This window comes from Geodermatophilus sp. SYSU D01180, assembly GCF_054050415.1.
Genome location: NZ_JBJGZH010000022.1, coordinates 57,617 through 78,643 on the forward strand (window position 1 = coordinate 57,617; position 21,027 = coordinate 78,643).

19 protein-coding genes are annotated in these 21,027 nt (G+C 77.4%); 12 read left to right on the forward strand and 7 right to left on the reverse strand.

Annotated elements, in window-relative coordinates:
- Positions 1-12 precede the first annotated feature (12 nt).
- Positions 13-3,432, forward strand: coding sequence for an ATP-dependent helicase (locus tag ACI8AA_RS18310; RefSeq protein ID WP_457045817.1), 3,420 nt, complete (start codon positions 13-15; stop codon positions 3,430-3,432).
- A 105-nt stretch (positions 3,433-3,537) separates the two neighbouring features.
- Here ACI8AA_RS18310 and ACI8AA_RS18315 read toward each other — a convergent pair whose 3' ends face one another.
- Positions 3,538-4,374: an alpha/beta fold hydrolase gene (locus ACI8AA_RS18315; protein WP_457045818.1), complete on the reverse strand. Its 837-nt coding sequence runs from the start codon at positions 4,372-4,374 to the stop codon at positions 3,538-3,540.
- 64 nt (positions 4,375-4,438) lie between these two features.
- Between ACI8AA_RS18315 and ACI8AA_RS18320 the strand changes: the two genes are divergently transcribed.
- From ACI8AA_RS18320 to nudC, 6 genes are read left to right on the forward strand one after another with little or no spacing between them, the layout of a single operon-like run.
- Positions 4,439-5,842: a M20/M25/M40 family metallo-hydrolase gene (locus ACI8AA_RS18320; RefSeq protein WP_457045819.1), complete on the forward strand. Its 1,404-nt coding sequence runs from the start codon at positions 4,439-4,441 to the stop codon at positions 5,840-5,842.
- Complete coding sequence (locus ACI8AA_RS18325; RefSeq protein WP_457045820.1) at positions 5,839-7,443, forward strand: serine/threonine-protein kinase; 1,605 nt, start codon at positions 5,839-5,841, stop codon at positions 7,441-7,443. The genes ACI8AA_RS18320 and ACI8AA_RS18325 overlap by 4 nt, the downstream gene beginning before the upstream one ends.
- 55 nt (positions 7,444-7,498) lie before the next feature.
- Positions 7,499-8,395 (forward strand): DUF2510 domain-containing protein, encoded by an 897-nt coding sequence (locus tag ACI8AA_RS18330; protein ID WP_457045821.1) that lies wholly within the window; start codon positions 7,499-7,501, stop codon positions 8,393-8,395.
- Positions 8,396-8,436: 41 nt separating this feature from the next.
- A complete protein-coding gene (locus ACI8AA_RS18335; RefSeq protein WP_457045822.1) occupies positions 8,437-9,747 on the forward strand; it encodes a M16 family metallopeptidase in 1,311 nt (436 codons plus the stop codon).
- Positions 9,744-11,123, forward strand: a complete 1,380-nt coding sequence (locus tag ACI8AA_RS18340) for a M16 family metallopeptidase (protein WP_457045823.1) — start codon at positions 9,744-9,746, stop codon at positions 11,121-11,123. The genes ACI8AA_RS18335 and ACI8AA_RS18340 overlap by 4 nt, the downstream gene beginning before the upstream one ends.
- Entirely contained in the window at positions 11,120-12,088 is a 969-nt protein-coding gene (nudC, locus tag ACI8AA_RS18345) for an NAD(+) diphosphatase (protein WP_457045824.1), read from the forward strand. The genes ACI8AA_RS18340 and nudC overlap by 4 nt, the downstream gene beginning before the upstream one ends.
- Before the next feature lie 21 nt (positions 12,089-12,109).
- Here the strand turns inward: nudC and ACI8AA_RS18350 are convergent, their stop codons facing one another.
- The 3 genes from ACI8AA_RS18350 to ACI8AA_RS18360 form a co-directional block, all read right to left on the reverse strand.
- A complete protein-coding gene (locus tag ACI8AA_RS18350) occupies positions 12,110-12,457 on the reverse strand; it encodes a hypothetical protein (RefSeq protein WP_457045825.1) in 348 nt (115 codons plus the stop codon).
- A 299-nt stretch (positions 12,458-12,756) separates the two neighbouring features.
- Positions 12,757-13,338, reverse strand: coding sequence for an ANTAR domain-containing protein (locus ACI8AA_RS18355; protein ID WP_457045826.1), 582 nt, complete (start codon positions 13,336-13,338; stop codon positions 12,757-12,759).
- Positions 13,339-13,459: 121 nt separating this feature from the next.
- The gene (locus ACI8AA_RS18360) at positions 13,460-13,723 is read right to left on the reverse strand and encodes a mycoredoxin (RefSeq protein ID WP_457045827.1); all 264 of its coding nucleotides are present in this window, start codon (positions 13,721-13,723) and stop codon (positions 13,460-13,462) included.
- Positions 13,724-13,937: 214 nt separating this feature from the next.
- On the opposite strand from ACI8AA_RS18360, the gene ACI8AA_RS18365 reads away from it, so the two are divergent.
- The 4 genes from ACI8AA_RS18365 (at position 13,938) to ACI8AA_RS18380 (ending at position 17,207) form a co-directional block, all read left to right on the forward strand.
- The gene (locus tag ACI8AA_RS18365) at positions 13,938-15,977 is read left to right on the forward strand and encodes an ATP-dependent helicase (protein ID WP_457045828.1); all 2,040 of its coding nucleotides are present in this window, start codon (positions 13,938-13,940) and stop codon (positions 15,975-15,977) included.
- A gap of 193 nt (positions 15,978-16,170) precedes the next feature.
- Positions 16,171-16,476, forward strand: coding sequence for a hypothetical protein (locus ACI8AA_RS18370; protein WP_457045829.1), 306 nt, complete (start codon positions 16,171-16,173; stop codon positions 16,474-16,476).
- 249 nt (positions 16,477-16,725) lie between these two features.
- Positions 16,726-16,968 carry a WhiB family transcriptional regulator gene (locus tag ACI8AA_RS18375; protein ID WP_387990338.1) on the forward strand — a complete coding sequence of 81 codons (243 nt, stop codon included), beginning with the start codon at positions 16,726-16,728 and terminating at the stop codon, positions 16,966-16,968.
- A 74-nt stretch (positions 16,969-17,042) separates the two neighbouring features.
- Positions 17,043-17,207 (forward strand): hypothetical protein, encoded by a 165-nt coding sequence (locus tag ACI8AA_RS18380; protein ID WP_456903407.1) that lies wholly within the window; start codon positions 17,043-17,045, stop codon positions 17,205-17,207.
- A 170-nt stretch (positions 17,208-17,377) separates the two neighbouring features.
- On the opposite strand, the gene ACI8AA_RS18385 is transcribed toward ACI8AA_RS18380, so the two are convergent.
- From ACI8AA_RS18385 to ACI8AA_RS18395, 3 genes are all read right to left on the reverse strand, one after another.
- A complete protein-coding gene (locus tag ACI8AA_RS18385) occupies positions 17,378-18,700 on the reverse strand; it encodes an ABC1 kinase family protein (protein WP_457045830.1) in 1,323 nt (440 codons plus the stop codon).
- On the reverse strand, positions 18,697-19,803 hold the full coding sequence (locus ACI8AA_RS18390; RefSeq protein ID WP_457045831.1) for a ThiF family adenylyltransferase: 1,107 nt from the start codon (positions 19,801-19,803) through the stop codon (positions 18,697-18,699). The genes ACI8AA_RS18385 and ACI8AA_RS18390 overlap by 4 nt, the downstream gene beginning before the upstream one ends.
- A gap of 109 nt (positions 19,804-19,912) precedes the next feature.
- Positions 19,913-20,065: a DUF5679 domain-containing protein gene (locus ACI8AA_RS18395; protein WP_012950213.1), complete on the reverse strand. Its 153-nt coding sequence runs from the start codon at positions 20,063-20,065 to the stop codon at positions 19,913-19,915.
- Positions 20,066-20,444: 379 nt separating this feature from the next.
- Here ACI8AA_RS18395 and ACI8AA_RS18400 point away from each other — a divergent pair, with 379 nt between their 5' ends.
- Positions 20,445-21,026: a M48 metallopeptidase family protein gene (locus ACI8AA_RS18400; RefSeq protein ID WP_457045832.1), complete on the forward strand. Its 582-nt coding sequence runs from the start codon at positions 20,445-20,447 to the stop codon at positions 21,024-21,026.
- Position 21,027: the final 1 nt, after the last annotated feature.

Genomic DNA, 21,027 nt, shown 5'->3' on the forward strand with positions numbered 1-21,027 from the left:
GTGGGGACACCGGTGAGCCGCCGCACGCCCACGCCCGACGAGCAGCTCTCCTTCGACGACCTCCTGGGCCCGGCGGCCGCCGAGCCGGTCCAGCCGAGGCGGCTGCTCGACCCGGCCGAGGTGGCCGCCCGCTGCGGGCTGTCCTACGCGCCCTCGCCCGAGCAGGCCGGCGTGGTGTCCGCCGCCGCCGACCGGCCGCTGGTCGTCGTCGCCGGGGCCGGGTCGGGCAAGACCGAGACGATGGCCGCCCGCGTGTGCTGGCTGGTCGCCAACGAGCTGGTCGCCCCGGAGGAGATCCTCGGGCTCACGTTCACCCGCAAGGCGGCCAGCGAGCTCAACGAGCGGATCCGGCTGCGGCTGAACGCGCTCGCCCGCCACCCCGAGACCGACCCGCAGCTGAGGGAGCGGCTGGGCGTCGCGATGCCGACGGTGTCGACCTACCACGGGTACGCCGCCTCGCTGGTCTCCGAGCACGGCCTGCGGATCGGCGTCGAGCCCGGCGCGGGCGTGCTCGGCCCGGCCATGTGCTGGGGGCAGGCGGCCGCCGTCGTGTCCGGCTGGACGGGCGACATGGACGACGTCCCGCTGAGCCCGCTGACCACCACCGAGGACGTGCTGGCGCTGGCCGCCGAGCTCGGCGAGCACGACGTCAGCCCCGCGGCGCTGCGGACCTGGACCGCGCGCCTGGAGACGCAGGTCGCCGGCTACCCCGACGCGAAGGGCAAGCGCGGCCCCTACAAGCCGGTGGTCGAGATGCTCGCCCGGCAGCGCGCCCGGGTGGCGCTGCTGCCGCTGGTCGAGGCGTTCGAGGGGCGCAAGCGCGCCGCCGGGGCGATCGACCACTCCGACCAGGTGGCGCTGGCCGCGCGGATCGCCGTCTCCGCGCCCGAGGTGGGCCGCCGCGAGCGGTCCCGCTGGCGGATCGTGCTGCTCGACGAGTACCAGGACACCAGCGTCGGCCAGCTGCGGATGCTCGAGGCGCTGTTCGGGCGGGCCACCGGGCACGCGGTGCTCGCCGTCGGCGACCCGCGCCAGTCGATCTACGGCTGGCGCGGAGCCTCGTCCGGCACGATCGAGCGCTTCGACCGCACCTTCCCCGGCGCCCGCGGCAAGGGAGCGGAGCGGCTCACGCTGGCCACGAGCTGGCGCAACGACGGCGCGGTGCTCGACGTCGCCAACGCCGTCGCCGGGCTGCTGCCGGCGCCGGTGGTGGCGCTGCCGGACCTCACCGCCCGGCCGGGCGCCGGGCCCGGCACCGTCCTCGCCGGGCTGTACGCGACGGTGGCCGAGGAGACCGAGGCGCTCGCCGACCGGCTGGCCGCCTGCTGGCACGGCGAGGACCCCGCGCTGCCGCCCCGGCCCGACGGCCGGCCGCCGACGACGGCGGTGCTCGTCCGCACCCGCAAGCAGCTGCCCGGCATCGCCGCCGCGCTGCGCGCCCGCGGGCTGCCGGTGACCGTCGTCGGGCTCGGCGGGCTGCTCGAGGTGCCCGAGGTGTCCGACGTCGTCGCCACCCTCACCGTGCTCGTCGACCCCTCCGCCGGCGACGCCCTGGGCCGGCTGCTCACCGGCGCCCGGTGGCGGATCGGCCCGCGCGACCTGGCGGCGCTGGAGGCCCGTGCCCGCGCGCTGGTGCACGCACGCAAGCCGGACGGGGACGACGACGAGCCGGCCCGGCGCTCCGAGCGGGGGAGCATCGTCGAGGCGCTCGACGACCTCGGCGACCCCGGTGCGTACTCGCGCGCGGCCTGGCGCCGGCTGCGCCGGCTCGGCGGGGAGCTCGCGCACCTGCGTGGGCGGCTGGGGGAGTCGCTGCCGGACCTGGTCGACGAGGTCGCCCGGACCCTCGGCCTGGAGACCGAGCTGGCCAGCGCGCCCGGCGTGAGCCCCGGGGCGGCGCGGGCGCACCTGGACGCGCTGCACGCCGTCGCCGCCGAGTTCACCGAGCTGGCCGAGCTGCCCTCGCTGCCGGCGTTCCTGGGCTACCTGCGCGACGCCGAGGAGCGCGAGCGCGGCCTGGAGCCCGGCGAGGTGGCGGTCGACCCCGAGTCGGTGCAGCTGCTCACCGTGCACTCGGCCAAGGGGCTGGAGTGGGACGTCGTCGCGGTGCCCGGCATGACCGCCGACCAGTTCCCCTCACGCACCGACACCAGCGACTCCTGGGTCAAGGACCCCGGCGCGATCCCGGTCGACCTGCGCACCACCGACCGCGGCGAGCTGCCGCAGCTGCGGCTGCCGGTGCCCGGCTCCGGCGACCAGGCGGCGGTGCGCGCGGCGCTCGAGGACTACGTGGAGGAGTGGAAGGCCTTCGGCGAGGCCGAGGAGATCCGGCTGGGCTACGTCGCGGTCACCCGCGCCAAGCACCTGCTGCTGTGCTCGGGCAGCTGGTGGCGGGAGGGCGTGAAGCCGAACGGGCCCTCGGTGCTGCTGGACACCGTGCGGCGGGCGTGCACCGCCGGCGCGGGCGTCGTCGTGGCCTGGGCCGAGCGGCCGGAGGAGGGCGCGACCAACCCGGCGCTGGAGGAGTGGCCGGTCGGCGTGTGGCCGGCCGACCCGCTGTCCGAGCCGCGCCGCCGCGCGCTCACCGCCGCCGCGGAGCTGGTGGCGGGCGCCGCCCCGCACCCGCTGGACCCGGCCGCCGCGCTCGGGTCCGGCGACCCGACGGTGGAGCAGTGGGTGCGCGAGGCCGACCTGCTGCTGCGCGAGCGCCGCCGCACCGCGCGGCCGACCGTCGAGGTGCCGCTGCCCAGCCACCTGTCGGTGTCGGAGCTGGTCGCGCTGCGCCGCGACCCGGCCGAGCTGGCCCGCCGGCTGCGCCGGCCGATGCCGTCCGCGCCCGCGCCGCTGGCCCGCCGGGGCACGGCGTTCCACGCCTGGCTGGAGGAGCGCTTCGGCGTCTCCCGGCTGCTCGACCTCGACGAGCTGCCCGGCTCGGGCGACGAGTCGGCGGCGCCCGACGGCGCGCTGGGCGCCCTGCAGGCGGCGTTCCTCGCCAGCCCCTGGGCCGACCGGCAGCCGGTCGAGGTCGAGGTGCCGTTCGAGACGCCGCTGGGTCCGCTCACCCTGCGCGGCCGCATCGACGCCGTCTTCGCCGACGGCGACGGCGGCTTCGAGGTCGTCGACTGGAAGACCGGCCCGCCGCCGTCGGGCGCGGAGCTCTCGGCGGCCGCGGTGCAGCTGGCCGCCTACCGGCTGGGCTGGTCGCGGCTGACCGGCGTCCCGGTGGAGAAGGTGAGCGCGGGCTTCCACCACGTCGCCGCCGGGGTCACCGTGCGCCCGGTCGACCTGCTCGACGAGGCCGGCCTGCTCGCCCTGGTCACCGGCGAGGCCGTCCACGACGGCCTGCCGCCAGGGCCGGACGACGAGCTGCCCCCGCCGCCCGAGCCCGACGACGACGAGCTGCCCCCGCCGCCCGACGACGACCTCGGCTGACACGTCGGCGCCGCCGCCACGGGCCCCACCCTCACCCCGTGGTGCCCGACCTCACCCCGCAGCGCGAGGTCGGGCACCACGCCGTGAGGCCGGGCGGGGGAGCGGTCAGCTGGAGGCGATGCGGTCCAGGATCGCGGCGGCGAGCTGGTCGGGCGCCTGCTCGGGGATCCAGTGGCTGACGCCGGGCAGCTCGACGAAGCGGTAGTCACCGGCGACGAACGACCCGCAGCCCTCGGCGGCGATCCGGCCGACGGCGATGTCGGCGTCGCTCCACACGAAGGTGGTGGGCACCGGGACGTCGTCCACCGGCGTCGCCGAGCTCATCGCCCGGTACCAGTTGAGCGCGGCGGTGAGCGCACCCGGCGCGGACAGCACCGCCACGTACTCCTCGACCGCCTCGGGGTCCACCGCGTCGCCGTACATGCGGCGCAGCCGGCGGGCGCCGTCGGCCAGCAGCACCTCCTCGGCCTTGCCCTCCTGCCAGAACAGCCGGATGTAGGACGAGCGCTCCTTCTGCTCCGGGTCGGAGCGGAACGCCGCGGTGAACGCCGTCGGGTGCGGCACCGAGACGGCGGTCAGCGACCGCACCCGGTCGGAGTGCCAGCCGGCCAGCGCCCACGCCACGTTGGCGCCCCAGTCGTGCCCGACGACGTCGGCGACCGGGACGTCCATCGCGGTCATGAGGTCGGCGGTGACCTGCGCGAGGTTGGTCAGCGCGTAGGAGTCGACGTCGAGCGGCCGCGCGCCGGGGGAGTAGCCGAGCTGGTCGACGGCGTAGGTGCGCAGCCCCGCCTCGGCCAGCCGCGGCGTCACCGCGGCCCACGACGCCGAGGTCTCGGGGAAGCCGTGCAGCAGCACCACCGGCCGCCCGTCCCCGGGGCCGTCGGCCCGCACGTCGAAGGTCAGGTCACCGACGTCCACCCGCAACAGTTCTCCCGCCATGCCGCCGAACCTAACGAGCGGGGCGTGCCGTGTCCGGTGCCGGCCCGCCGCTACCGTCGCGCTCGTGACGAGCCCGGAACGCGACTTCGTGCAGGCCCACCTCGACGACCTCCACGCCGACCTCGACGCCTGGCTGCGCATCCCCTCGATCTCGGCCGACCCGGCGCACGCCGGCGACGTCGCGGCGAGCGCGGAGTGGCTGGCCGGGGCGCTGCGCCGCACCGGGTTCCCCGTCGTCGAGATCTGGCCGACGCCGGGCGCCCCCGCCGTCTACGCCGAGTGGCCGAGCGCCGACGACGGGGCGCCGGTCGCCCTCGTCTACGGCCACCACGACGTGCAGCCGGTCGACCCGCTGGAGCTGTGGGACCACCCGCCGTTCGAGCCGACCCGCGTCGAGACCCCGGCCGGCCCCGAGCTGCACGCCCGCGGCGCGATCGACGACAAGGGCAACGTCGCCTTCCACCTGCTCGGCATCCGCGCGCACCTGGCCGCCACCGGCCGCGACACCCCCGCCGTCACGGTGAAGCTGCTGGTCGAGGGCGAGGAGGAGTCCGGCTCGCCGCACTTCGCCGACCTGCTGCGCCAGCGCGCCGACCGGCTGGCCTGCGACGTCGTCGTCGTCAGCGACACCGGCATGGCCGCCCCCGACGTGCCCAGCGCCGTCGTCGCGATGCGCGGCCTCGCCGACGCCGAGATCACCCTCCGCGGCCCCGCCGTCGACCTGCACTCCGGGTCCTTCGGCGGCGGCGTGCCCAACCCGCTGCACGCGATGGCGGCCCTGCTCGCCGCGCTGCACGACGAGCAGGGCCGCGTCACGCTGCCCGGCTTCTACGCGCAGGTCCGGGAGCTCACCGACCGCGAGCGCGAGCTCATGGCCCGCGTGCCGTTCGACGAGGCCGCCTGGCTGGCCGGGCCGGCCGCCTCCCGCGCCACCGCCGGAGAGGCCGGCTTCAGCACGCTGGAGCGGGTCGGCGCCCGCCCGACCGCCGAGGTCAACGGCATGTGGGGCGGCTACACCGGCCCCGGCCACAAGACGATCGTCCCGGCCGAGGCGCACGCCAAGCTGACCTTCCGGCTGGTCGCCGACCAGCGCCCGGAGGACGTCGGTCCGATGCTGCGCGCCTGGGTCGAGCAGCACCTGCCGGAGGGGATCGTCGCCGAGGTGCACACCCCGCCCGGCGGCGTCGCCCCGTGCGCCAGCGACCTCGACTCGCCCCACATGGGCGCCCTGCTGCGGGCCATCGGGCAGGCCTTCGACACCGCCCCGGACGACGTCCTGTTCACTCGCGAGGGCGGCAGCGGCCCCGAGGCCGACCTGGTCGAGGTGCTCGGCGCGCCGCTCGTCTTCCTCGGCGCCGGCCTGCCCACCGACCGCATCCACTCGCCGAACGAGCGGGTGCTGCTGCCGATGCTGCACCGCGGCGCCGAGGCCGCGGCCCACCTGTGGCGGGAGCTGGCCGCGCGGTGACCGCGCCGGCGGACGGCGGGCGCTTCGGCCCCTACCGGGTGCTCGGCATGCTCGGCCGCGGCGGCATGGGCCAGGTGCTGCGCGCCCACGACGGCGAGCACGAGCGCGACGTCGCCCTCAAGGTGCTGCACCCGCAGTGGGCCGCCGACGAGAGCTACCGCGAGCGGTTCCGCCGCGAGGCCCGCGTCGCCGCGCGCCTGAACGAGCCGCACGTCGTCCCCATCCACCGCTACGGCGAGATCGACGGCCAGCTGTTCCTCGACATGCGGCTGGTCGAGGGGGAGGACCTCGCCTCGCTCCTGCGCCGCGCCGGGCGGCTGCCCCCGGCGCGCGCGGTCGACGTCGTCGGCCAGGTGGCCCGCGCGCTCGACGCCGCGCACGCCAGCGGCCTGGTGCACCGCGACGTCAAGCCCTCCAACGTGCTGCTGGTCGCCCGCGCCGACCGCGGCGACCTGGCGGCGTCGGCGCCCGGTGAGGACTTCTGCTACCTCGCCGACTTCGGCATCGCCCGCACCTCGGCCGACGCCACCGGCCCGGCGCTGACGGGCACCGGCATGGCGGTGGGCAGCACCGAGTACATGGCGCCCGAGCGGTTCGGCTCCGGCCCGCTCGACGCCCGCGCCGACGTCTACTCGCTGGCCTGCGTGCTGTTCGAGGCGCTCACCGGGCGGCGGCCGTTCGCCGGCGACGACCCGGTGGCGCTCATGGCCGCGCACGTGCACGAGCCGCCGCCCCCGCCGTCGTCGCTGGCCCCGGGCGTCCCGCCGGCGCTCGACGCGGTGGTCCTGCGGGGCCTGGCCAAGGACCGCGGGCGGCGCTGGCCCTCGGCCGGGGCCATGGCCGCCGCCGCCCGGGCCGCGCTGGCCGAGAGCGGCGTCCCCGTCCCCGGGCGCGACGCCGGCACGGCGGTGGGCCCGGCCGCCGACGGCGCCCCGGCCCGGGCGGTCACCCGGCAGCAGGGAGTGGGCCGCCCGGCCGCACCTCCTCCCGCCGTCGGACCGCGCCCGCAGCGGCCCGCCCGCCTGCCGTGGGTGCTCGCCGGCCTCGGCGCGGTCCTCGCGCTCGTGCTCGCGGGCGCGCTGGTCGCGGTGGTCCTCCGGCTCGACGGCGCCCGCGAGGACGCCCGGGCGGCCGGCCAGCGGCTGGTCGCCGCCGCGCTGGCGGCCGGCACCGACCCCGCCGCGTGCGCCGCGGAGGAGTCCGCCGACGGCGTCCTCCGGGAGCTCGGCTGCCCGGGCGACCCGGAGGTGGACGGGCCGTCCGGGGTCACCTACTCGGCCCACGACGGCGACGGCGCCGCGCGGGCCCTGGCCGCCGACCTCGAGCGGCAGGGGCTCCCCGAGCTCGAGGACCGCTTCGACTGCGGGCTGGCCTCCGAGGGCGAGTCCAGGACCACCGGCTGGTTCCCCGTCCTCGACGCCGACGAGACCGAGGTCGGCCGTGCCGCCTGCTGGGTGGACGGCGAGGGCGACACGGTGTTCGCATGGACGTGGGACGACCTCGGGACGTACGCCGTCGCCGAGCTGCGCGGCGGCGGTGCGGACGGCCTGTCCACGCTGCGCAACTGGTGGGACGACAGCGCCGACCGAGGCTTCGGCTGACCCTCCGCGCCGCGGCAGCCCGGGACCGCGCGCCGGCCACCCTAGGCTGCCGCCCGTGACCGGACCTGGGCTGACGCGCGCACCCGCGGGGTGGTACCCCGACCCCGACGGCGCCCCCGGGACGGTGCGCTGGTGGAACGGGGAGGCCTGGTCCGACGTCACGACCCCCGCCGGTCCCGGCGTCGCCGTCCAGGCGACGCCCGTGGCCGCGCCCCCGCCGCGCCCGGACGGCGGGTCCTGGCAGCCGGGCCCCGCCTCGGAGCCGGCCCGGCGTCCCCGCACGGCCTGGTGGGTCGGCGGCTCGGTGCTGGCCGTCGTCGCCGTGGTCGTCGTCGCGCTGGTGGTCGGCCTGTCCGGGGGCAGCCCCACCGGACCGGGCAGCGCGACCGACGCACCGGTCGCGAGTTCGTCACCCGCCGGCCCGACGTTCCCGCCGGGCACCGTGCGGATCATCGACGAGGAGTCGGGCATCTCCTACCCGTTCCTCGGCAACGGCTGGTACGAGTACGACCTCGGCCCCATGCCCGAGACCCGCACCATCGCCGGGCAGTACTTCATCACCCAGGAGCTGACCCCCGACGGCGGCAACTTCATCGCCCAGTGCACCTCGGGACCGGTCTCCGACGGCTACGGCTGGACCGGCCCGGGCAGCGAGCAGGCCACGGTGACGGCGCTGGCCGACAGCGTCCGCGCGGCCTACTACCCGTACCCGAACGAGCGGGAGGTGCTGCGCGACGAGGCGCTGACCGTCGACGGCCACGCCGCGCACCTGGTCGAGTTCCAGCTGACCTGGGACGTCGAGGGCTACGACTCCACCGGCGAGCGGGCGGCGCTGCTGGTCGTCGACGTCGGCCGGCCCGACCCCGCGCTGCTCTACGTCTCGATCCCGAACACGCACGCCGAGCTCTACGGGACCATCGACCGCGTCGTCGCCGACATCGACGTGCTGTAGGCGCCCGGCGGGGCGTCGTCCCGCGTGGTTAGGGTCGGTCCGTGACAGCAGCCGGAGCCGACCTGACCCTGCGGCACCCGGTGGAGCGCTTCACGCTCGACAACGGGCTGCGAGTGGTCCTCGCGCCCGACCGCAGCGTGCCGGTCGTCGCCGTGACCGTCTTCTACGACGTGGGCATGCGCAACGAGCCGGAGGGCCGCACCGGCTTCGCCCACCTCTTCGAGCACGTCATGTTCCAGGGCTCGGCACACGTGCCGAAGATGGAGCACGCCCGCCTGGTGCAGGCCGCCGGCGGCACGTTCAACGGCTCGACCCACCAGGACTACACGAACTACTACGAGGCGCTGCCCGCCGAGGCGCTCGAGCGCGCGCTGTTCCTCGAGGCCGACCGGATGGCCGCGCCGGCCATCACCGAGGAGAACCTCCGCAACCAGATCGACGTGGTCAAGGAGGAGATCCGGGTCAACGTGCTCAACCGGCCCTACGGCGCCTTCCCCTGGCTGCAGCTGCCGCAGATCGCGTTCGAGAGCTTCGCCAACACCCACGACGGCTACGGCTCCTTCGTCGACCTGGAGAGCTCCACGGTCGCCGACGCCGAGGACTTCTTCTCCCGCTACTACGCGCCGGGCAACGCGGTGCTGTGCATCGGCGGGGACCTCGACGTCGGCGAGACCGAGCGGCTGGTCCGCCGCTGGTTCGGCCCGGTCGAGGCCCGCCAGGTGCCGCCCACCCCGTTCACCGGCGAGCCCTCGCCGACGGCGGTGCGCCGCGACGTCGTCGAGGACCGGCTGGCCCCCGCGCCCGCCGTCGCCCTGGGCTGGCGGGTGCCCGACCCGGTCGGCGACCTCGACACCTACCTGGGCACCGTGCTGCTCGCCGAGCTGCTCAGCGAGGGCGACGCCTCCCGGCTGGAGCGCCGGCTGGTGCACGACGACCGCCTGGCGGTGGCGCAGAGCAGCTACGTGGGCCTGTTCGGCGACCCGTTCGACGTCCGCGACGCCACGCTGCTCACCACCCAGGTGCACCACCCGGCCGCCGTCCCGGTCGAGGACGTGCTGGCCGCGGTGCACGAGGAGATCGGCCGGGTCGCGAGCGAGGGCGTGAGCGCCGAGGAGCTGGCCCGGGTGCAGGCCCGTACCAGCGCGCAGCTGCTGCGCCAGGCCGACTCGGTGCTCGGCCGCACGCTGGCCTTCGCCGGCGCCGAGCTCGTCCACGGCCGCGCCGAGCTGGCCGGCGAGCTCGCCGCCCGGCTGGCCGCGGTGACCCCCGACGCGGTGCAGGTCGCCGCCAAGGGACTCGATCCCGGCACCGCCGCGATCCTCGAGCTGCGCGCCGCCGGAGGAGCCCGATGAGCGCCCCCGTCCTCGACCTGGACCTCGTCCCGCCGCTGGGTGAGCCGCGCCCGCAGCCGGTCCCCGAGGTAGCGACGACGACGCTGCCCAACGGGCTGGCCGTCGTCGTCGTGCCGCGCCCCGGCGTGCCGCTGGTGGAGCTGCGGCTGCGGGTGCCGTTCGCCGCGACCTCCCCGCGCGGCGCCCTCCAGCACGCCGCCCGGTCCTCGGTGCTCTCCGGCGCGGTGCTGCTCGGCACCGGGCAGCGCGACGCCACCGCCGTCGCCGAGGCGCTGCAGGGCCACGGCGCCGAGCTGACCGTGGGCGCCGACCCCGACCGGCTGCTGTTCTCCACCACGCTCCTGTCCGAGGGGCTGGCCCCGGTCCTCGGCGTGCTCGCCGAGGTGCTCACCGACGCCGCCTACCCGGGCGACCAGGTCGAGGCCGAGCGCGACCGGGTGGCGGAGCGGATCGCCATCGCCCGCTCGCAGCCCGGCGTCATCGCCCGCACCGCGCTGGCCGCCCGCCGCTACGGCACCCACCCCTACGCCGCGCAGCTCCCCGCACCGGACCTGGTCGGCAAGGTCACCGGCGCCGCGCTGCGCAAGCTGCACCGCGAGCGGCTGCTGCCCGCCGGCAGCACGCTGGTGCTCGTCGGCGACCTCGACGTCGCGGCGGCCACCGACGCCGTCGCCGCCGCGCTCGGCGGCTGGACGGGAGAGGGCGCCGCCACCGGCGCCAAGCCCGCGCCGACGCTCGCGCCCGGCCACCTCGAGGTGGTCGACCGGCCGGGCGCGGTGCAGTCCAACATCCGCCTCGGCGGGCCGGCGCCGGGCCGCACCGACCCCGACCTGCCCGCCGTTCGGCTGGCGAGCATGGTGTTCGGCGGCTACTTCTCCTCCCGGCTGGTGGAGAACATCCGGGAGCGGCGCGGCTACTCGTACAGCCCGCGCAGCGCCGTCGACCACCTGGCCGCGGCGTCGTCGTTCCTCGTCGAGGCCGACGTCGCCACCGAGGTCACCGGCGCCGCCTTCCTCGAGACGTGGGCGGAGCTCGGCCGGATGGCGCTGGCACCGGTCACGGAGGCCGAGCTCGACGCCGCCCGCCGCTACGTGCTCGGCAGCATGGCGCTGTCGACCGCCACGCACGCCGGGCTGGCCGGCACGCTGTCCGCGCTGGCCGGGTCGGGGCTGTCGGCGGAGTGGCTGGCCGAGCACCAGCGCGCGCTGGCCGAGGTGACCGTCGAGCAGGTGCAGGAGGCCTCGCGGCGCTACCTGGCGCCGGCCGCGCTGACCGCCGTCGTCGTCGGGGACGCCGAACGGGTCACCGACGCGCTGCGGGCCCTCGGCCCGGTCGACGTCACCGCCAGCGCCGCCGCCGCGCCGGACCCGGTGTGAGCGTCCCGCCGGGCGGCAGCACGCCCGACGACGTCGCCCCCCCGGAGGCCGTGCGCGGGTTCTGGCCGGCCGGCACGCCCGACACCACGGGCACGGTGCCGGTGCTGTCCCGCTCGGCGCACGACCGCGACCACCTCGGCCGGGCGCTGGAGGACCCCACCCGCGGGCGGCCGGTGCGGGTGCTCACCGTCGACGAGCGCCGCGCCGTCCCGGTGCGCGAGACCGACGGCGGCCCCGAGCTGGTCTGGGACGAGCAGCCGGCCCTGCCGGCGGGCGCGGTGTACCTCGGCGAGGCCGGCGGCGTCCCCTACGCCGCGGTCCGCGGCGAGCGGGCGCTGACGGTCAACGGCCGCCCGATGGACCTGTGGACCGGGCTGCGCGAGGTGGGCGCCGACCTCGGCGACCTCGACGCCGGCCTGCTCGCCCAGGCCGTCGGCATCCTCGAGTGGCACGAGCGGGCCCGGTTCAGCCCGCTGTCCGGCGCCGCGACGACCATCGAGCGGGCCGGCTGGGTGCAGCGCGACCCGGTGACCGGCACCGAGCTGTTCCCGCGCACCGACCCCGCGGTGATCATGCTGGTCCACGACGGCGGCGACCGCTGCGTGCTGGGCCGGCAGGCGGTCTGGCCCCCCGGGCGGTTCTCCATCCTCGCCGGGTTCGTCGAGCCGGGGGAGTCCGCCGAGGGGGCGGTGGCCCGCGAGGTCGCCGAGGAGGTCGGGCTGGCCGTCACCGACGTCCGCTACGTGAGCAGCCAGCCCTGGCCGTTCCCGCAGTCGCTGATGCTCGGCTTCGTCGCGCGCGCCGAGGGGGACCTGGAGCTGCGGCTGGACCCGACCGAGATCGAGGAGGCCCGCTGGTGGACCCGCGACGAGCTGCGCTCGGGCCGTGGGCCCGCCGCGCTGCCGCCGCCGGTCTCGATCGCCCGGCACATCATCGACCGCTGGGTGGCCGGCGAACTGGACTGAGCCCGTAGGTCCGGTCCGTCGTCAGCTGAACCGGCCCTGTAGCACCAGCGCGGGGTGCTCCGGGCGGTCGGCCAGCACCACGGCGTCGGCCAGCAGCACGGGGTCGACCTCGTCGTCGTAGCGGTCGAAGGCGGGCAGCTCCCACACGTGCCCGGCGGGGAAGCGCCGCGCCCGCGCGGCCGGCGCCACCCGCAGGTGGACGACGACGTCGAAGGCGAGCCCCACGCCCTGCAGCAGCGGGCCGGGGACCAGCAGCACCCCGCGCGGCGGCATCGGGCGGTAGCCGGCCCGCGCGGCGCGGTCGCGCTCGACGTCCCACAGCACCGGCAGGTAGTCGCCCGGCCCGCCGGGACCGACCCGGTCGAGCACCTCGCGGGCCAGCGCCCCGGCGTCGAGCCAGTCGGTGTAGCGGGCGTCGGGGTCGGTGCGGCCGTGCTCGAACCGCAGGGAGGCCGGCCGGAGGAACCCGGCGGCCGGGACGACGGCCGCCGGGCGGCCGAGCGCGGGCAGCCGGTCGGCGACCGCCCGGGCCAGGGCCTCCGGGTCGGCGACGTCGGGCCCGTCGACGGCAACGCGCAGGGCGGCCGCGCCCGGCTCGGGGTCGGCGTCGGCGAGGAGGGCGGCCAGCCGGTCGGCCAGCGCGCCCGGGGTCAGCGGCTGCGGACCGCTCAGCGGCGGCCGTCCGCGGGCACGGCGGGGCCGGGGCGGCCCGGCGGGTGCGGGACCCGCCGGCCCGGTGGGCGGCGGGGCGCCGGCGGCAGCACCGCAGCCGCGCCGTCGAGGGGCGCGAGCACGTCGCGGGCGAGCTCGTGCACCGGCCGCCCGAGCGAGCGGGCCTGCGTCCGCAGCGCCTCGAACGCCGCCCGCGGCGAGGTGCCCTGCCGCTCGGCGAGCACCCCGATGGCCCGCTCGGTGGCGACCCGGGAGGCCAGTGCGTGCTCCAGCTGGGCGACGGTCCGCTCGAGCGCGGCGATCCGGGCGTCCCGGGGGTCGCCGTCGGGCCCGGCGTCGGCCGTCCCCCGCGCGGCTCGGCGCGTCGCGCGGTCGGGGTCGGCCGGGCCGTCGAGCTCCTCGGTGACGAGGTCGGCCAGCGACAGCCCCTCCAGCAGGTCGGCGACGTCGTCGGCGCGGCCGGGGGACAGGACGCTCCAGCCGCGGCCGGTCCGGGCGAGCACGACGGAGGGGCGGTCGGCGGGCGGCTCCTCCGGCGTGGTCGCGGGCACGGGGAGGTGCACGGCGTCCGAGGTCACGACAGCGGCTCCCGCGGGTGCTCGGCCGGTGGGCCGGGTGGACGTCGGCGTGCCACGGTCGCGACCCGCCGGGGGACGATGATGCACCGCCGGGGGTCGCGACCCCTACACCACCCGCCGATCAGGCGCTCGGCTGCTGCGCGAGCCGCGCCTTGACCTGCTCGATGCTCGGGTTGGTCAGCGCGCTGCCGTCGGCGAAGACGAGGGTCGGGACGGTGCGGTTGCCGCCGTTGGCGTTCATGACGACCTCCGCCGCGGCGGCGTCGCGCTCGATGTCGACCTCGGCGTAGTCGATGCCCTCGACCTGCATGAGCTTCTTGAGCCGCACGCAGTACCCGCACCAGGTGGTGGTGTACATCGTCACGGCGGCGGGCGCGGCAGTCACTCGGGGTCCTCCAGGCAGTGGGGATGGGGACGCGACGACGTCCCAGGGGACCAACACCGCGTGCCCGGCGCCTCTTCCCGGCCTCCCCGTCCCCAGGCGCACCGGCCGTCCCCAGGCGCCGGGGTGTCCCTGCCGTCTGTCGTCCCGGGCTGGGACACTCGCAGGAGCGGTCCGCCGGCCGCCGTCCCCCCTGTGCCCTCGGAGGAACCACCGCATGCCCCGGACAGCCGATGCGCCTCTGGCGACCCCCGGGTCCGCGGGGACCTCCGCCGGCGCCGAGGCGGTCCTGGCCGGCCTCGACGAGGAGCAGCGCGAGGCCGCCTCGGCGGTGACCGGCCCGGTGTGCATCCTCGCCGGTGCGGGGACGGGCAAGACCCGCACGATCACCCACCGCATCGCCTACGGCGTGCACACCGGCGCGTTCGTCCCCGAGCAGGTGCTCGCGGTGACCTTCACCGCCCGCGCGGCGGGGGAGCTGCGCACCCGCCTGGCCGGCCTCGGCGTCGGCGGGGTGCAGGCCCGCACCTTCCACGCGGCGGCGATGCGCCAGCTGCGCTACTTCGCGCCGCGCGTACTCGGCGGCCCGCTGCCGCCGCTGATCGAGAACAAGCTGCGGGTCGTCGCCTCGGCGGCCACCCGCAACCGGCTGACCACCGACCGGACCAGCCTGCGCGACCTCGCCAGCGAGATCGAGTGGGCCAAGACCACGCTGGCCACCCCGGAGGACTACCCGGTCCGGGCCGCGGCCGCCGGGCGCGAGCCGCCGTTCGACGCCGAGGCCGTCGCCCGCGTCTACGCCTCCTACGAGTCGGCCAAGCAGCGGGACGGCGCGCTCGACTTCGAGGACCTGCTGCTGGTCACCGCGTTCGCGCTGGAGGAGCACCCCGACGTCGCCCGGCAGGTGCGCGCGCAGTACCGCTACTTCGTCGTCGACGAGTACCAGGACGTCAACCCGCTGCAGCAGCGGCTGCTCGACGCCTGGCTGGGCGGGCGGGCCGACGTCTGCGTCGTCGGCGACCCCAACCAGACCATCTACTCCTTCACCGGCGCCGACCCCGACTACCTCCTGGGCTTCGCTGACCGCTATCCCGACGCCGCGGTGGTCAAGCTCGAGCGCGACTACCGCTCGACGCCGCAGGTGGTGGGGCTGGCGAACAAGCTGATCGGGCAGGCGCCGGAGCGCAAGAGCATCTTCCGGCTCAAGCTCCTGGGCCAGCGGGCCGAGGGCCCCGAGCCGCGCTTCTTCGAGCACGCCGACGAGCCCGCCGAGGCCGCCGCGGTCGCCCAGGCCTGCCGCGCGCTCATCGAGAGCGGGACGCCGGCGTCGGAGATCGCGGTGCTGTTCCGGATCAACGCCCAGTCCCAGGTCTACGAGTCGGCGCTGGCCGACGTCGGCGTGCCCTACGTCCTCAAGGGCGGGGAGCGGTTCTTCGAGCGGCCCGAGGTCCGCGAGGCGGTCGTCCTGCTGCGCGGCGCGGCCGCCGGCGGCCACGAGCCCGGCGCGCTGGTGCCCACGGTGCGCGACGTGCTCGCCTCGACCGGGTGGGTGGAGCACCGCCCGCCGGCCGGGGGAGCGGCCCGCGACCGCTGGCAGTCGCTGGCCGCGCTCGTCGACCTCGCCGTCGACCTGGTGGCCGAGGACCCGACCACCGACCTCCCGCGCTTCGTCGCCCACCTCGCCGAGCGGGCCGACGCCCAGCACGCGCCGACCGTCCAGGGCGTGACGCTGGCGTCGATGCACGCGGCCAAGGGCCTGGAGTGGGACGCCGTCTTCGTCGTCGGCCTGGTCGACGGCGTGGTGCCCATCTCCCAGTCGCTGTCCCGGCCGGAGGCGGTGGAGGAGGAGCGGCGGCTGCTCTACGTCGCGGTCACCCGCGCCCGTGAGCAGCTCACCCTCTCCTGGTCGCTGGCCCGCAACCCGGGCGCCAAGCGGGCCCGCCCGCGCAGCCGCTTCCTCGACGGCCTGGTGCCCGGCTCCACGCCGTCGGCCCCGGCGCCGCCGCGGAAGACCAAGCGGGCCAAGGTCGTCCTCGAGGGCGAAGCCGGGGAGATCTTCGAGCGGCTGCGCGCCTGGCGCAGCAGCACCGCGCAGGCCGCCTCGGTGCCCGCCTACGTCGTGTTCACCGACGCCACCCTGCAGGCCATCGCCGAGGCGAAGCCGACGAGCATCCGCGAGCTGTCCGGGCTGCCCGGCATCGGCGCCCGCAAGCTGGAGATGTACGGCGAGGACGTCCTCGCCACCGTGGGCGGCTGACCTGTCACCGGCCGTGCCCACCGCACGGCCGGACCGGCGCGTCCCACGCCATCGGAGGACGCGCCCGTTAATTGCGTTGCGCCGCTCCGGTGACCTTCCCTACTGTCCTGCCTGCGCCCGACGGACGACCGCGGGCGCGCCAGACCGAGCCCGGCCCGACCGCCGGACTCCGAGCCCGGGAGGAGGGGTAACGATGATCGACATGCGCTGCGTCCTCGCCCCGGCCGGGGTCTCCGCCTGGGGCGCCCTCGACGTGCGTCCGGCCCTGACCGGCGCCGTCCCGTCCGCGCGGCCGCGCCACGCCGTCGTCACGACGATGACGCCGTTCGACCTGACCGGCACCGCCGTCGCTGCGCCCACCGCTCCGGTCCAGGGGACCGGTCTGCCCACCGCCGGCGACTTCGGCACCGGCGTCGGCGGCACCGATGCCCTCCGCACCCACATCTCCAACCAGCGCCACACCCTCGGGATCCACTCCCCGGGGAGACCGCAGAGCTAGCCGCTCGACCGGTCCTCCTCGAGGCCGCGGAACCCGAACCCCGGGATCCGCGGCCTTCGTCTTTCCCCGCGGCACCCGGCCCCGACCACCCCGGTCGGCGGGCCCCGCCGGCCGCGCAGACGACGAGTACGAGGAGGAGCGGCAGTGCAGCAGACGATCGACCGCCCGACGTCCCACCGCCGACCCGGGCTCCCCCGGACCGGCGGCGCCACCCCGAGGACGCCCCACACCCCCCTGGCCCCGGCACCGGTGCGGCGCCCCCTGCCGTGCCGCGGGACCGACGACCCGGACCTGTGGTTCGCCGAGAGCCCCGCGCTGCTCGAGCAGGCCAAGGTCCTGTGCGGGGAGTGCCCGGTCCGCGACGCCTGCCTGGCCGGCGCCCTGGACCGCGGCGAGCCGTGGGGCGTCTGGGGCGGCGAGATCTTCGAGCGGGGTGTGGTCATCCCGCGCAAGCGCCCGCGGGGCCGTCCCCGCAAGGTCGTCGCGGCGTGAGCCGTGACGGCGACAGCCGACAGCGACAGCCATCCGATCGGGCACCGACGCCCGACGAGCACCGAGGACCCGAGATGACCACGTACGAGTACGACCTGGCCACCACGCGGCTGCGTGAGCTGCGCGCCGAGGCCGACGCCGCCGGCCGCGTGCGTCGGCTGCGGGCCGCCCGCCGGTGGGCCCGCCGCGCGGAGTACGCCAGCCGGCGTGCCGCGCGGGCCAGCGCCGCCGTCCGCTGAGGAAGGACCCCGCTGCCCCACCGCTCGCAGGCTCGCGGTGGGTCCCTGCAGCGGGGCCGCCCGGGGCACGCGGTGCCCCTCCCGGTCGAGGCCGGGCCCCCGACGCTCCCGGTGCGTCGGGGCCCGGCCTCTCGTCGTCCCGGGCCGGTCGGGCCCGGGTCAGGCCCGGGTCAGGCCTTGAAGCCGGGCAGCCACTCCTCGAGGACGCCGCGGTAGTCGGCGGCGGCGTCGAGCTGGCAGAGCACGCCGATGGAGCCGATCGTCACCCGGTGGATGAGCAGGTAGGCCGGCGGCAGGTTGAGCTGGCGGCCGAGCTTGCTGGCCTCGGTGCGGGGGTCGGCGAGCCGGGCGGCCTGCTCCTGCATCCACGCCCGGGTGAAGCGGAAGCCCGGGCTCTCGACCGGCTCGAGCATCGGCCGCAGGTAGTCCAGCACGCCCCGGGCGTCGACCTCGATTCCCGGCCGCACGAACCCCTCGGCGCGCAGGTCGGTGAGCACCTCCTCGGCGCGGCCCTCCAGCGCCCAGCGGACCAGCCGGCCGATCGGCTCGGGCAGCCCGTCGGGGAGCCGGGCGGTGGCGCCGAAGTCGATGACGCCGAGCCGGCCGCCCTCGACGAGCCGGAAGTTGCCCGGGTGCGGGTCGGCGTGCAGCAGCCCGGCCCGCTGCGGCGCGGAGAAGTGCAGCACCGCCATGAGGTGGCCGGCGCGGTCGCGCTGCTCGCGGGTGCCGTCGGTGATGACCCGCGACAGCGGCAGCCCCTCCAGCCACTCCGAGACGATCACCTTGGGCGCGCTGGCCACCACCCGCGGGACGACGATCTCCGGGTCGCCCGCGTAGGCGGCGGCGAACTGCCGCTGCGCGTCGGCCTCCAGCCCGTAGTCGAGCTCCTCGATCACCCGGGCGCGCAGCTCGGCGATCAGCGGCTTGACGTCCATGCCGGGGAACAGCGCGGCGAACAGCCGGGCGAACCGGGACAGCTGGTTGAGGTCGGCCATCAGGGCGGTGGCCGCACCCGGGTACTGGATCTTCACGGCGACGTCGCGGCCGTCGCGCCAGGTGGCGCGGTGCACCTGGCCGATGCTGGCGGCCGCCGCCGGCTGGTCGTCGAACTCGCGGAAGCGGGTGCGCCAGGTGCCGCCGAGCTGCTGGGCGAGCACCGCGTGCACGGTGCGCACCGGCATCGGCGGCGCCGCCTCCTGGAGCTTGACCAGCGCCTCGCGGTAGGGCGCGGCCACCTCCTCGGGGACGGCGGCCTCGAACACCGACAACGTCTGGCCGAGCTTCATCGCCCCGCCCTTGAGCTGGCCCAGGACGGCGAACAGCTGCTCGGCGGTGCGCTGCTGCAGCTCCGCGGCGACCGCCTCCGACGACTGCCCCGACAGCCGCTTGCCGATCCCCAGCGTGGCGCGGCCGGCCGCACCCAGGGGGAGCGAGGCCAGCCGCGCGGTGCGCGAGATCGAGCCCCTCGGGATCCCCCGTGCGTCGTCGGTCACCGTGCCATTGTCCCCGACGCGGAGCCCGGGCCGCTGACGGAGCCGTGCTGGCCGTCACCCGGAGGGGCGGGCGTCCCCCCGCACCGGCAGGACGGGTGCGGCGGCCAGCGGCGCAGCCGCGGCACCAGCCCCGGGGGCGCCAGCTCCACCGTGCCCGCCAGCGCCGCCGGGCTGCCGCTGCCGTCGAGGTAGGCCAGCGCCGTCTGCGCCGCGGCAAGCGCGGTCGCCCAGCAGGTGAGGGTGGACCCGCCGGGGACGTCGGCGGCGGTGAGCTGGGCGGCGAGCACCGGCCAGTGCCGGTCGGTGTCGCGGCGGCGCAGGTCGGCGCACCGCAGGCAGCCGGTGACGCCGGGGACCACCAGCGGCCCGACGGCGCCGGTGTCGCCGCGGACGGCGGCCACCAGGTGCGGCACGCCGGCGTCCCGCAGGCCGGCGACCAGCGGGTCGGAGGCCGCCCACGGCCGGGCGAGGACGACGAGGTCGGGGACGGCGCCCGTCGGCAGCGGGCGCAGGTCGGTGAGCGGGCTGGCGCGGCGGACGGCGTCGGCGGCGGCGAGCGAGCGGGCCCGCCCCTCGTCGGCCGCGGTCAGGCCGCCGGCGACCGCGTCGGCCGCGGTCGTGACGCCGTCGTCGCGGACGTGGACCCGGCCCACGCCGCTGGCGGCCAGCAGCGTCGCCAGGGGGACGCCGACCCGGGTCGCGCCCTCGACCACGACCGTCGCCGCGCGCCGGGCGTGCCAGCGCAACGCGCCGTCGGGGTCCCGCGCGGCGGGCAGCTCCGCGGCGGTGCGGGCCGCGGCGGCCGGGCCGGCGTCGGAGGCCAGCAGGTCCGCGGCCTCGAGGTCGACGAGCGTGCCGGTGGCCCGCAGGTGGTCGAGCAGCGCGCTGACCGAGGAGGGGTCGAGCCCGTCGCCGGCGGCGTCGGCCAGCACGGTCCGCTGGGAGCGCCGGCCGTCGAGCCCGCGCAGCAGGGCGGTCACCGCGGCCGGCGCGGAGCCGACCAGCACACCGTCGCGCTCGACCCCGCCGACCTGGACGGCGTCGGGGGAGCGGCGGAGCAGCGGCGTGCCCGGGGGCAGCAGGGGGTGGGCGGTATCGGACACGCGCGCAGGGTGGCAGGACGGGGCCGGCGCCCGCTGCCGTCGTCCACAGGGCCCGGACACGACGACGGCGGCGCCCGCGGTGCGGGACGCCGCCGTCAGGAGGCAGTGCCTAGGCCTTGCCGAGGATCCGGTTCATCTTGGTGCCGCAGACCGGGCAGGTGCCCTGGGCCATCCGGCGGCCGGACTCGCTGACCTTGACCTCGCCGTCGAAGTCCCGCTTCTCCTTGCACTTCACGCAGTAGCCGTTGTAGCTCTCCGCCACGGTGCCTCCTCTTTCAGCTGCTCGGCACCCGTCCGGGCGCCGCCTCCGCGAACGCTACCCGGACGGTCCCGTCCGACCCGTCCGGCCGGGGAGTCCGTCCCGCCACGGCGCCCACAGCCTGTGGACAGCGCTGTGGAGACGGTGGGGACCCCGCGGCGTGTCGCTGTGTGCAGCCGGGGGAGGGGTCGGCGTCCACCCGCCCGTCGCCGGCCCGTGGCACGCCCGTCACCTGCGCGGACGCCGTCGGTGCCGCTGTGGACGGTGCGTCCCGCCGCCGGTGCCGGGGCGGGGTGCGGCGTGTCCACCGTCCGTGCGACTCGTACCCGAGCGGGTGGCTCCCCTCCGCGCGTCGTCGGCGGCCGGTGGCTACCGTCCTCCCGTGCCCGGATCGACCCCCGACCCCTCGCGCGGCCCGCTGTCCACGGACGGGCCGGTCGAGGTGCGCCGCAGCGCGCGCCGCCGTCGGACGGTGACCGCCTACCGCGAGTCGGGGCGGACGATCGTGCTCATCCCGGCGGCGTTCACGCCGGCCGAGGAGCGGCGCTGGGTGGCCCAGATGGTGGCCAAGCTGCAGACCCGGGAGGAGCGCCGCCGCAGGTCCCTGGGCGGCGACGACGAGCTCATGAGCCGCGCCCGCGCGCTGTCGGCCGAGCACCTCGACGGCGTGCCACAGCCGACCAGCGTGCGGTGGGTGGACAACCAGAACCGCCGCTGGGGCTCGTGCACCCCCGCCGACGGCAGCATCCGGCTGTCCAGCCGGCTGCGGTCGATGCCGGAGTACGTCGTCGACTACGTGCTGGTGCACGAGCTGGCGCACCTGCTCGAGGCCAGCCACGACGCGCGTTTCTGGGCGCTGGTGGCCCGCTACCCGCGGGCCGAGCGGGCCCGCGGCTTCCTCGAGGGCGTCGAGACGGCCCGCGCCGACGGCGCCCGCGGGGACGACGGCGACCTCGTCGACTGAG